Annotated in this window: 10 protein-coding genes; 4 read left to right on the forward strand and 6 right to left on the reverse strand. The window is 65.0% G+C overall.

Annotation, left to right across the window (positions count from 1 at the left end):
* Positions 1 to 2: 2 nt before the first annotated feature.
* Positions 3 to 869 (reverse strand): xanthine dehydrogenase family protein subunit M, encoded by an 867-nt coding sequence (locus J1M87_RS02070; protein WP_206487224.1) that lies wholly within the window; start codon positions 867 to 869, stop codon positions 3 to 5.
* Positions 870 to 1,015: 146 nt separating this feature from the next.
* Between J1M87_RS02070 and J1M87_RS02075 the strand changes: the two genes are divergently transcribed.
* Positions 1,016 to 2,521 carry a PucR family transcriptional regulator ligand-binding domain-containing protein gene (locus J1M87_RS02075; protein ID WP_307830711.1) on the forward strand — a complete coding sequence of 502 codons (1,506 nt, stop codon included), beginning with the start codon at positions 1,016 to 1,018 and terminating at the stop codon, positions 2,519 to 2,521.
* Here the strand turns inward: J1M87_RS02075 and J1M87_RS02080 are convergent.
* The 4 genes from J1M87_RS02080 to J1M87_RS02095 all read right to left on the reverse strand — a co-directional run bounded on the left by J1M87_RS02080 (position 2,497) and on the right by J1M87_RS02095 (position 8,660).
* Positions 2,497 to 4,359, reverse strand: coding sequence for a bifunctional diguanylate cyclase/phosphodiesterase (locus J1M87_RS02080; RefSeq protein ID WP_241256237.1), 1,863 nt, complete (start codon positions 4,357 to 4,359; stop codon positions 2,497 to 2,499). The genes J1M87_RS02075 and J1M87_RS02080 overlap by 25 nt on opposite strands.
* 82 nt (positions 4,360 to 4,441) lie before the next feature.
* Positions 4,442 to 6,811: a lysylphosphatidylglycerol synthase transmembrane domain-containing protein gene (locus tag J1M87_RS02085; protein ID WP_206487226.1), complete on the reverse strand. Its 2,370-nt coding sequence runs from the start codon at positions 6,809 to 6,811 to the stop codon at positions 4,442 to 4,444.
* Positions 6,812 to 6,820: 9 nt separating this feature from the next.
* The gene (locus tag J1M87_RS02090) at positions 6,821 to 7,408 is read right to left on the reverse strand and encodes a GNAT family N-acetyltransferase (protein ID WP_206487228.1); all 588 of its coding nucleotides are present in this window, start codon (positions 7,406 to 7,408) and stop codon (positions 6,821 to 6,823) included.
* Positions 7,377 to 8,660 (reverse strand): MFS transporter, encoded by a 1,284-nt coding sequence (locus J1M87_RS02095; protein WP_206487230.1) that lies wholly within the window; start codon positions 8,658 to 8,660, stop codon positions 7,377 to 7,379. Before J1M87_RS02095 ends, J1M87_RS02090 begins: the two co-directional genes overlap by 32 nt.
* Before the next feature lie 92 nt (positions 8,661 to 8,752).
* Between J1M87_RS02095 and J1M87_RS02100 the strand changes: the two genes are divergently transcribed.
* The 3 genes from J1M87_RS02100 (at position 8,753) to J1M87_RS02110 (ending at position 11,162) form a co-directional block, all read left to right on the forward strand.
* Entirely contained in the window at positions 8,753 to 9,067 is a 315-nt protein-coding gene (locus J1M87_RS02100; protein ID WP_206487232.1) for a helix-turn-helix transcriptional regulator, read from the forward strand.
* 33 nt (positions 9,068 to 9,100) lie between these two features.
* Complete coding sequence (locus J1M87_RS02105) at positions 9,101 to 10,249, forward strand: macrolide family glycosyltransferase (RefSeq protein WP_206487234.1); 1,149 nt, start codon at positions 9,101 to 9,103, stop codon at positions 10,247 to 10,249.
* Between the two features lie 64 nt (positions 10,250 to 10,313).
* The gene (locus J1M87_RS02110; RefSeq protein WP_206487236.1) at positions 10,314 to 11,162 is read left to right on the forward strand and encodes an alpha/beta fold hydrolase; all 849 of its coding nucleotides are present in this window, start codon (positions 10,314 to 10,316) and stop codon (positions 11,160 to 11,162) included.
* Positions 11,163 to 11,226: 64 nt separating this feature from the next.
* Here the strand turns inward: J1M87_RS02110 and J1M87_RS02115 are convergent, their stop codons facing one another.
* Positions 11,227 to 11,553 carry a hypothetical protein gene (locus tag J1M87_RS02115; RefSeq protein ID WP_206487238.1) on the reverse strand — a complete coding sequence of 109 codons (327 nt, stop codon included), beginning with the start codon at positions 11,551 to 11,553 and terminating at the stop codon, positions 11,227 to 11,229.
* Between the last annotated feature and the right edge of the window lies 1 nt (position 11,554).

Below are 11,554 nucleotides of genomic sequence, written 5' to 3' on the forward strand. Positions count from 1 at the left end.
TTTCAGGCCACCTTCCGTGCGGCTGTGAGGTCTCGCCATGCCCAGCCGAGCGTGCGGCGGGCCATGACGGACAGGGCGTGTTTCCGGTAGTCGGCTGTGCCCCGTACGTCGTCGATGGGACTCGCTGCTGCACTGACCAACCGGCCGAATTCCTCCGACACCCGTGGATCGAGGGCACCGTCCCAGTCGAGTTCGGCCGCGAGGTAGTTCTCGGCATCGTAAGCCCGGCGCGGCGTCGGCGCAGCGGAGCCGAGACCGGTACCGACGCGACCTTCCTGCGGGAACAGTGCGAGCGAGAACGAACAGACGGCGATGACCATCGCGTTGCGCGTGCCGATCTTCGAGAAGTACTGCGGTCCCGCTGCCGGTGCGACGTGGAAGGCGCGGATGAGTTCGTCCGGAAAACAGGAGTTTCGCTTGACGCCGAGGTAGAACTCGGTCGCGGGAATCATGCGGGCACCGCGCTCGGCCGATTCGACCTCCACGGTCGCACCCGCCGCGAGCAAGGGCGCATGCAGATCACCTGCTGGTGATGCCCCACCGAGATTGCCGCCGACGGTGCCCCGGTTGCGGATCTGCGGTGAGCCGACGGTGCGGGACGCCTGGGCGATGCCGGGAAGCGCATCTCCGAGCTCGGCGATGATGCGGACGTAGGGCACACCGGCACCGACCCGCAGTGTCCCGTCGGGCAGCTGTTCCCATTCGGTCAGTTCGGTGATCGGGTTCAGATCGAGCAATGCGCCCGGCCGGTGCAGATCGAAGTTCATCTCGACCATGACGTCGGTGCCGCCCTGGATGGGCACCACGTCGACATCGTCGGCCTTTGCGGCCAACGCGTCGCTCCAGGTCTGTGGTCGCAGAAAGTCCATGTTCGGTGCTCCGCTCGCTGTTCATGTTCTGTGTTCACCCAGTACAGCCGCCGGGCGCACCGCGAACGAGAGACAGGAACGACGAAGTATGACGCCGATCACAGTGTAGGTTTTGGAGGATCCTACGAAGAGGAGGTCGATGCGCCGTGCGACTACGTGATCTGGCCGATCTTCCCGACTTGAAACTGCAGCCGATGGTGACACCCGAGCATTTCGATCCGTCCATCAGATGGGTCGTGACCACCGACATGCTCGATCCGAGCCGCTACCTCAGTGGGGGAGAACTGGTCTTGACCGGTCTGATGTGGCGAACAGGCCCGGAGGACTCGAGCACTTTCGTGCACGCGGTGTCCAAGGCGGGCATATCGGCGCTCGCGGCCTCCGATGGCGGTGTGGTTCCGGACGACCTGATCGAGGCCTGCCGCGAACACGGACTACCGCTCTTCCGGGTTCCCGCCGACGTCGCCTTCGCCACGGTGACCGAGAGTGTCGTCCGGCAACTGTCCTCGGCGCGAGCGTCCGATCTGAGCCTGGTGCTGGATCGGCATCGACGGCTGGTGGCGAGCGCAGGCCCCGGTGGTGGTCTGGGGGCGCTGCTGGAGATGGTGAGCTCCGATCTGGGCATGAATTGCTGGGTGATCTCCTCCTCGGGGCGGGTCCTCGCAGGCTCCGAGGATCTGCCCGATACCGAGGCGATCGGACGGGAGTTCCTGACCTCGCCGCACCTGCCGCGGTACTGCAGGGCTCAGCGAGTGTCGATCTTCCCGGTCGACGGCGAGGCCTCACCGCGCGTCGTCGATTGGTTCCTGGCTTTCGAAAGCGATTGGCAGACATGGGATTCACCGAGACTGTCGCTTGCCGGGCAGCTGGCGTCCATCGTCGCCGTCGAGCGCAGTCGAGTCGACGACCGAGTGTCCGGATCGGGCATCCTGGCACAGGAATTCTTCCGCTCGATCGCCGGCGGTGCCACGGCGAACGACATACTGGCACAGATGCAGGTCATCGGACTCGATACCGATGCGCACTACGCGGCCGTCGTCGCCGCCACCTCGGGAGAGACGCTACGGCTCGGTGAGCTGCGCCCACTTCTGCGAGAAGTGTTGGCTCCGCTCGAGATCACGCTGGGAGTGGTCGGCACCGAGGCCATCGCGTTGGTGCCGGCTCGTACCGACAAGACCGACTCCGTTCGGAACGCGGTCAGATCGCTGGCCCCCGGATTGATCGGCAGTGGCACCTCGATCGGAGTCAGTGCTCCCACCGCACCCGCGGACATCAGAAGCGCGATCGAGGAAGCGCGCTACGCCCGCAGGCTCGCCGAGGGGCGAGGCGCGGACTGCAACGTCGTCGGCCATGATGAACTGGCAACGCTCACAATACTTCTGGCAAACGTTCCCGATGACGTTCGACGCATGTTCACCTCTCGCCTACTCACCCCTCTCGCCGAATACGACGCACAGCACCACAGCGATCTCATCGCCACGCTGTCGATGTACCTCGACACCAACGGGGCCTGGACGCGATGTGCCGAGCAACTGCACATGCACGTCAACTCCGTCCGCTACCGCATCCAGCGGGTCGAGGAACTGACCGGGCGAGATCTGTCTCGTCTGGAGGACAGAATCGAGTTCTACGTCGCTCTGCGCTTGCGATGACCAGTCCGGGTGGATGCACCAGGTCGCCCGGTGAGGAAGCCCTGCACCATGTCTGCTCCGAGTTCTACGGCCACACGCAGTTCCGCTTCGGTCTCGATGCCCTCCATGATGACCCTCGACCCGATCTCGTGAGCGAATTCGATCACCGACGCGGCAGCGGCCCTGCGGACCGGGTCGGTGTCGATTCCGTGCACCAGCGCGTAATCGACCTTGAGGGTGTCGGGCCGCAATTCGACCACCTGACGAAGTCCGGCGAAACCGGCACCCACGTCGTCGACGGAGATGAAGATGCCTACCGCGCGCAAGGATTCGATGCTTCGGGTGACCGCACGATAGTCGTCGACCCGCTCGTGCTCGGTGATCTCGAGGTGAAACTGTCGATCCTTCTGGAACGGGCGAAGTTTGGTAGGCAGATCGGTACTGCGGATGGTGTTCGCCGATGCGTTGAGGGAGAGAAAGGTCCCGGCGGGAAGTGACTCGGAAGCGGCAAGTGCACGGTCGATGGCGGCGACTTCGAGAAGCGGCCCGATTCCGGCATTGGTCGCATCGCGGAACCACATCGTCGGTGAGCCGTAGCCGAACGGAAAGCGTGAGAGTGCCTCGTAGCCGACGACCTCTCTGGTGACGGTGTCGCATATGGGTTGGAACACCACGTCCGGTCCGCCTGCCGAGATCAAGCCCTCGATGCGCGTTCGCACGTCGGCTCGGGTTCCGGTGGTGCTACCGCGGGATCTGCCATCGTCCTCGGACAGTCGAGACTTGCTGCGGTACATCTCGATGTCTGCCAGCGCGATCAGCTTGCGAACCACGGCCGGAGTGACGGGTTCCCCGGCGAGAAACTCGGAGGCAGATCCGACACTGGCGGTGTAAGGCGGCCCCGAGTAGCTCTCGTCGAGGCCGACTCGGATCCTGTGGTCGCTCGATGCGATCTGCTCGGCGGAACCGATGTGCACGATGACGAACTCGTCTCCGCTCAGGCGCGAGACCACGGAGGTCTCCGGAACGGCCGAGACGAGCCGCGAGGCGATATCGATCAGCACCGCGTCGCCGGTGGGATGACCGAAGCGGTCGTTGATGTCCTTGAATCGGTCGACGTCGAGAACCGTCACTCCGATGGTTCGATCGGTTGTGGTGTCGGCGTACGCGTCGTTGACGCCGTCGATTGCTTCGAGCAATCCGCGCCGGTTGTACAGGCCCGTCAGCGAATCGATGACCGCGCCCGATGCCCGAGAGCGCAGGTACCGAAGGTAGGTTCGCATCATCAGCGGGGTGAGATACAACGTGGCCACGGTGACTGCGGTTGCGCTCACCAGCCACGGGTTCGTTCCCTGCCGCACCGCAAGGACACCGAGCGTGAGCACCGTCGCCACGGATACGGCCAGGTGGGTCCACATCACTCGGCTGGAGCTGGCGATGACGGTGAACACGCCCACGATCGTGAACATCATGCATCCGGTCAGTGGGACGAAGCTGTCGACGCTGCTGAACAGGATGGCCACGATGCTGACGTCGGCATAGAGTACGAAGGCGTTGGCCAGCGGCGGCGAGGGCCACGGCCGCACGAACCAGGCAATGGCTACCGGAATCGCCGTCAGTGAGCCGATCAGAACGAAGACGGGCACACCGCCGTAGTAGATGCCGCTCGGTGCCATCAACACCCCGGACAGGCCGAACAGCAGTGTCAGACATCCGATGAAGTAGCGCACCCAACGCTCGCGGGTGGTATTGGCGAAGAAGGTGTGATCGTCCGCGGCGTCCTCGTGCGGGGCGTCGAGCCCAGGTCTGTAACGCGTACGGCCCTTGGCCGCCGGAACGATCCCCGGATCGGAAATGGGCATACCTCTCGTGGGCAGGTCCCCGGCCACCACGAACGCTACCAGTGCCGCCGAGATCGGAGTCGGAATCGGATGGACGCTCCGCTCAGACCATGTCTTTGCGGGTCAGCCAGCGTAGCGTCGGCCACCCGAGAAACACCGGCAACCAGCAGGTCAGGACCCGGTAGAGCAACACCGACGGCACGGCGATCGAGGCTGGCAGGCCGAATGCGGCGAGACCACCGATCAGGGCGGCCTCCACGGCACCGACGCCGCCGGGAGTCGGCGCGGCGGAAGCCAACGTGCCACCGATCATCGTCACGACGGTCACCGTCACGAACGTGGTTCCACCGCCGAAGGCCTCGATACTCGCCCACAGGGCGAGAGCCGCGCCCAATGTCGTTGCTGCACAACCGAGGATGATGACGGAGAAGCGTTTGGGATCTCGGGCGAGCTCTCCGAGTTCGGTGAGGACCTCCTTGATCTGCGGTCGCACAGCGACTCGGAGCCACCGTCGGAGCTTGGGAACGAACATGAACGTCCCGACCACGCCGAATGCGGCACCGGCAATCAGATACAGCACAGTGTTGCCCGGCACCATGTTCGACAATCCGGAGGAGGTGCCGGCGACGACGCTGAAGAAGATCAACAGGCTCACGTGCGTGATCACCTGGACCGACTGCTGCAACGCCACGGCTGCGGTCGCACGAATGGTGCCCAACCCGCCCTTCTGCAGGAATCGCACGCTCAGCGCGAGACCGCCGACACCCGCTGGAGTCGTTGTGGCCGCAAAAGTGTTGGCTACCTGCATGACCGTCAGATTCCAGAAACTGACCTTGCCGAACGCGCACGCCCACAACGCGGCTCCGGCACCGATGTACGTCAGGGCGGAGACCGCCAGACCGAGCAGTGCCCACCACCAATTGGCCGAACCGAGTTCGGTGACGAATGCCGGCACTGCGCTGATGAACGGGTAGGCAACGTAGACCAACCCGATCAGCAGGACGAGCGAGATGATCTGGTTTCGGCTGAACCGGGTGACCTGTTCGGCTTCGATCTTGGCGGCACCGGTCTGATCGAGAACCTCGAGTCGAACCTCTTTCATGATCGAGCGCGCATCCGGAACCGATTGTCGAACGCGAGGCTCGATGGCGGACTTGGTCAATCGACCCGACGCCGCGATCACGACATCGAAACCGAGCACCTCGATCGCAGTGGCCACCGCGCGCGTGGGGCCGAAAAGGTGTGCCGTGGTGAGCAACAACTGCGCCACGTCGGACTGCATCTGGGCATCCGAGGCCCCGAGTTCGGCATGGACATAGCCGCAGAACAAGGCTCGGCCGTCGAGGATTCGGAGCTCGTCTCGACGCAGATCGCCGTGGGAGATCCGGTTCTCGTGCAGCGTCGCCAGCGAGGTCCACAGCGCGCTGAGGGTGGCGTCGTCGTGTTCGGCGTCGATCGGCTCGCCCAGTGGCGGGCTGTGGGCGTACAGGGTCCACCCTCGATCGAGTGCCGCGACTGCCAGGGGATGACTGCCCGCCGCACCCAGACCCTCGATGGCCAGACCCATCAACGCACGATGCTCGACGGCTCTGCGCATGGATGCGTGCAGTGGCGCAGTCTCGCTGCCGCGCATCGTGATCCAGCGCCAGAACTGTCTCAGCGCGCCGCCGCTACGCTGATTCTGGCCGTACAACTCGACCACCACGTCGCCGTCGGGCGTGTGTGCGTTGAGCACCAGCGGGCCCGGGCCCGCCGGCCGGACGACGGTGAAGCTGGCGACGGTGACGCCTCGACCACGGAACATGCGTACCGCCGCGTCCAATGGAACTTCGAGCGCAGGCGTGCCGACCAACAACACGATGACCGCTCCGACGAGCCACCCCGCAGCAAGCCCGAGCATTGAGCGGGCCGGGACGACGGTGGAGACGACGAGGTGGATCGGTACGAACGCGAGCAACAGCGTCCACCATGCCCGACGCCACCGCGCGGGCAGGCCGGGGCCGGACACCGTCAGCGCCGCGGCCAACATGGCGATCCATCGCGAGTCGTCGAGGAATTGCGACAGGAAAGTGTCGAGTCGTTCGGGAACGTCGAGGTCCCAGGTGGGAGTGGAGATTCCGGTGCCGGTGATCGAGAGCGCCAAGGCCGCCAGCAACGCTGCTGCCGCGTAGCCTGCAAGCAGCTTCCATTTGCGGCCGGCGACGAGTCCGATCAGTACTCCGAAGGGCAACGCGAGGATGGCGACGCCGTAGACGATGTACACGGCATTGGACTGGTCGGGGCTGAGCACGCCGACGATGTTCGACACCGATTGCTCGAGCGCATCCCACTGATTCCTGGTGATCAGCGAACCGGCAATGACCACGCCCAGCAGTACCGATGCCGCTACGACCCGGACGATGTCGCTGGTTCTTCGGACCAGCGGTTGAAGCAGGTTTCCCGCTACGGGAATGTCCCGCCCATCCACACGCATGGGGTCAACCTACCGTGCGGTACGCCTGCGGAGCTCGTTGCGGACGGCGGGCCATTCGGATTCGATGATCGAGAACACCACGGTGTCGCGCAGTGAACCGTCGGGCATCCGTTGATGATTGCGCAGAATGCCGTCCTGCTTGGCCCCGAGCTTTGCGATGGCCGTCCGCGACTGCAGGTTCATCCAGTGGGTGCGGAACTCGACGGCGATGCAGCCGAGCGTTTCGAAGGCATGCGTCAGCAGGAGCAGTTTGCTCGCGGCGTTGGTGCCGGTTCCGTGCGCGGAACGGGCATTGAAGGTGTAGCCGATCTCGACGCGCCGGTTGTTCGGATCCACGTTGCAGAACGTCGTCGCGCCGATGATCTGGCCGGTGTCGTTGCGGCGCAGAGTGAACGGAAGCATGGTGCCTGCCTCGAGCAGGCCGAGCCGTCGATCGATCTCGGCCGCCATGTCCTCGGGTTTCGGCACGCTGGTGTACCAGAGGTTCCACAGCTCGCCATCGCGGGCGGCGTCGCACAGTCCTTCGAGATGGTCGTGGCTCAGCGGCTCGAGGGTCACGAGATCGTCAGCGAGGGTCACCTGTTGCAGAAAGGGCATTCGCAGACGATACGTTGGATCGTGCCGTCCGGGAAAGCACGATGATGACGGCAGCGGTGACGGCGACGGACACGGCCACGAGGGCGATGACCTCGGAGAAAGCGTGGGCATAGGCGTCGGCGAATCCAGGTTGGCCGGACGCGGCGGCGTCTGCGGCGGCTCCGTCCGGAACCTGACGCCGGACCAGGAGAGTCAGTAGCCAGGCATAACCAGCGACTGCCGCGGCCTCGCTGCCGATGCGGAACAGGTTGAGCACCCCGGCGGCGGTGCCGTTGCTGTGCGCAGGCACCGCGGCAAGCGCCTGGCCGTCGACCAAACCGATGGGGAGCCCGAACCCGAGCCCCACCAGAATCATCGGGATCACCAGAGCAGCCAATGGGACCCCGGGCTGCAGGAACAGCATGCCGAGGTTGCCGAGTACGAGGCAGCCGAGGCTCGTGAGGATGACGCGGTCGGGGGTCAGGGCGTCGAACCTCCTGCTCAGTCGAGCGACAGTGAGCGGGGCGAGCAGAACCGGGATGGTCATCGCCAGCATGAACAGTCCGGCTCGTCCGGGACTCAGAGACGCAACGCCGCTGAGGGCTGCGGGCAGGTAGGTGAGCAGTGTGACGAATCCGAGGGCTCCGGCGACCGGGACCAGGCACAGCGCGAGGAATCGGCGGTTGCGTAGCAGCGTGAAATCCAGGAGGCGGTCGGAGGTGGATTCTGCCCGGAGGACAGGCAGGGCCGCAGTGCCGATGGCCGCGAGGGCCAGGACGAGTGCATGCGCGGCGAATACTCCGCGCCAATCGAATGCTGCGACGAGCAACCCGGAGATCGTGGGCCCGAGCGCCAACCCGAGACCGTTCACGGTGCCGAACAGGGCGAATGCCGTGGCCCGTTTGGTCCCCTGAAAATGCAGCGACAGAATCGAGGTGGAACCCACCAGGACCGCAGCGGCGCCGATGCCTGCGAACACCCGTGCCGCGTCGAGCCACATCAGCGACGGCGCGGACGCGCTGATCACGCTGGCTGCGGCGGCGAGCACTACACCGCTGCGGAATGACGCGCGGTGCCCGATGCGATCGGATATTGCACCCCAGACGACGGTGAACAGGGCGAACGCGAGATTGAAGCCGTTGACGACCCACTGCAGCGGCGCTGGATCCGAGCCGAGGTCCGCCGCGATCACCGGGAGCGCGATGGCGGTGCCCGAGATGGACATCGGCACCACGAACTGCGCTGCGAGTACGACCGGTAGTACTGCCCTCATGAATCCCCCTGCACACAGTAGGTACGATGATTTTCGTACTAAAACAGATTCAGAGGTACGATGCAAGTCGTACCTATTGTTGGGAGAAACACATGGCGGACGAGCACGGGCATCCCGAGCCCGCGGAAATGCAACTCGGTGCGGTGATGTCTGCCCTGGCCGATCCACTGCGCCGAAAAGTGGTCACCGAGCTGGTCGGCGAGGACGACGGTGCCGAACGGACCTGCATGTCGTTCGAGCTCGGCGTCACCAAATCAACTCTGACGCATCACTTTCGAGTGCTACGAGAGTCGGGCCTGGTGTTTCAGGTCGATCGCGGCAACAGTCGTAAGGTCAGGCTGCGACGCCAGGAACTCGAGCAACGCTTTCCCGGCCTGCTCGATCTGATAGCAAACGAAATCCGCTAGCCGAGCGCGGAGCGTCCGTCATACGGTGGGTCCATGCACATCGCCATGATCGGAACGACGGCTCCCAGCCACATCTACCCATCACTGGCCGTGATCGCCGAGTTGGTGCGCAGAGGGCATCGCGTCACCTACGCAGTCGGGAAATCGATGTCGCATCTGGTGGAACCCGCAGGGGTGGAGGTGGTCTCGTTCGAGTCGATGCTGCCGGACGGCGAGGCTTCGTGGCCGGACGATCCGGCCGCGGCGATGCACGTGTTCCTCGACGAGGCGATCCGGTCGTTTCCGCGGCTCACCGCGTTCTACGACGATGACCAGCCGGACCTGTTCCTGTACGACATCGGTGGTATGACCGCACCCGTCCTCGGTGTGCGTTACGGGGTGCCTGCCGTGCAACTCTCGCCGACATACGTGGCCTGGGACGGATACGCCGAGGATCTCGGTGATGCGATGACGGCCATTCGACAGTCACCCACCGGCGTCGCGTACCGGCAGGCCTACGCAACCTGGTTGCGAAACAACGACATCGACGCCGATCCGTGGGAGTGGATCACGTATCCGGCGCACTGCCTTTCGCTGATTCCTCGGCAGATGCAACCGAATGCCGATCGAGTGGCCGACTCCGTACAGTTCGTCGGACCGTGCCTGGACCCCGTACGTCTGAACGACCGCAGTTGGACCGCCCCCGATGCGTCGAATCTGTATATCTCGCTCGGTACCGGATACAACGATCGCCCCGAGTTCTACCGGCTCTGTATCGAGACCTTCGGCGATACCGACTGGCATGTGGTGATGTCCATCGGTGCACGCGTCGACCCGGCAGTGCTCGGTGAGCTACCCGCGAATATCGAAGTACACGAACATGTTCCGCAGCTCACCGTGCTGGCCTCTGCCGAGGTCTTCATCACCCACGCCGGGATGGGCAGCGCCGTCGAGGCCCTGTGGTTCGGCGTGCCGACCGTGGCGGTGCCGCAAGCAGTCGATCAATTCGGCAACGCCGCGATGCTCGCCGAACTCGGGGTCGGCGTTCATCTGGACTTCGAGAACGTGACTGCGGACAGGCTCCTCGAGGCCGTCGCAGCCGCTCGTGAATCGACTCCGCGCGCAACGGCGGTCAGCGCCGAGGTGCGAGCGCACGGGGGCGTCGAACCGGCAGCCGATGCGGTCGAGGCATTTCTCGCGTGACGAGTACTGCCGAGAGGCGTCCAGGTGCCGGTGAGATTCCGGTGCGTGAGTAGTCGGTACCTGCATGAGCACCTTCACGAAGAATGTTCCCGGCGCATCCATCACCTACGACATCCACGGTGAGCTGACGGCCGGCTCGATACCGCTGTTGTTGATCGGGTCACCGATGGACGCAGGCGGCTTCGCCACCCTTGCCGCGCACTTCCCGGATCGGACGGTGGTCACCTACGACCCGCGCAACACCGGCCGCAGCACGCGGGACGATCCGACGGCGGCGGTCACCGTAGCCCAGCACGCGGATGACCTGCATGCGCTGTTGGGGGCACTGGGTTCTGGACCGGTCGACATGTTCGCCTCCAGCGGCGGAGCAGTGAACGCCCTCGAATTGGTCGCGCGCTATCCAGACGATCTTCGTGTACTCGTTGCCCACGAACCCCCTGCGGGAGGCGCGCTTGCGGATCGAGCCGCACTCGAATCGGTGTGCTCGGCGATGGTATCGACCTACGACTCCTCGGGACTGGGACCGGCCATGGCGCAGTTCATCGCCCTGGTGATGCACAGGGGCGAACTCGACTCGGAGTACCTCGCGCGCCCGGTACCCGACCCGTCGGCATTCGGTCTTCCCACCGAGGACGACGGCGATCGCACGGACCCGCTGATGGCAAACATGCGCGGCGGCGTCGTGGAATTCGTACCCGATGTCGAGGCCGTGAAAGCTGCGAGGACCCGAACGGTGGTCGCGGTCGGCGCGGATTCCGGCGGGCCCTCGGACGGCGAACTGGCCGCTCGCTCCGCGTACGCCGTCGCCGAGCTGCTGGGCACGGATGCCGTGGTCTTTCCGGGCGGTCACGCCGATTTCTCAGGGGAGCGGGCGGAGGAGTTCGCGGCCGCTCTGCGGGAAGTGCTCGCCTGACCGCAGGCACATGTGCGAAATCGGGTGCAGCCAGCCGCGCTCAGCGCGGGCAGCTGCACCCGATTCAGTCCTCCAGAACGCTGACGCTCACGCCATAGGGCAGGAAGCGGACGCGTCGGTGCGGGTCGGTGTTGTCCTTGTGCGCGCGGAGCGCATCGAGTTCGGTGGCGTAGAGCTGGTCGACCTGCGGTGACCCAGCATCGTCGACGCTGTAGATCGCCCAGACTCCGTCACCCCTCTGACCTGTGGTTTCGGGCTCCGGCGGCGCTTTGGGTGCCCCGACGTTGGCGGCGAACAGTGACCCGACCACCTCGCGTAAGCCCTCGGTCGCTTCCCGGGCGAACTTGTCGAAGTCGTCGGATCCGAAGCCGAAGGGTCCTTGGTTGGCCATG

Origin of the sequence: Rhodococcus sp. KRD162 (assembly GCF_017168335.1) — a bacterium.
GTDB lineage: Bacteria > Actinomycetota > Actinomycetes > Mycobacteriales > Mycobacteriaceae > Rhodococcoides.

Coding starts and splice junctions, on each gene's coding strand:
- J1M87_RS02105 (WP_206487234.1), top strand. CDS start 9,101: ATGCACATCGCCATGATCGGAACGACGGCTCCCAGCCACATCTACCCA.
- J1M87_RS02085 (WP_206487226.1), bottom strand. CDS start 6,811: ATGCGTGTGGATGGGCGGGACATTCCCGTAGCGGGAAACCTGCTTCAA.
- J1M87_RS02080 (WP_241256237.1), bottom strand. CDS start 4,359: ATGCCCATTTCCGATCCGGGGATCGTTCCGGCGGCCAAGGGCCGTACG.
- J1M87_RS02110 (WP_206487236.1), top strand. CDS start 10,314: ATGAGCACCTTCACGAAGAATGTTCCCGGCGCATCCATCACCTACGAC.
- J1M87_RS02095 (WP_206487230.1), bottom strand. CDS start 8,660: ATGAGGGCAGTACTACCGGTCGTACTCGCAGCGCAGTTCGTGGTGCCG.
- J1M87_RS02070 (WP_206487224.1), bottom strand. CDS start 869: ATGGACTTTCTGCGACCACAGACCTGGAGCGACGCGTTGGCCGCAAAG.
- J1M87_RS02115 (WP_206487238.1), bottom strand. CDS start 11,553: ATGGCCAACCAAGGACCCTTCGGCTTCGGATCCGACGACTTCGACAAG.
- J1M87_RS02100 (WP_206487232.1), top strand. CDS start 8,753: ATGGCGGACGAGCACGGGCATCCCGAGCCCGCGGAAATGCAACTCGGT.
- J1M87_RS02090 (WP_206487228.1), bottom strand. CDS start 7,408: ATGCCCTTTCTGCAACAGGTGACCCTCGCTGACGATCTCGTGACCCTC.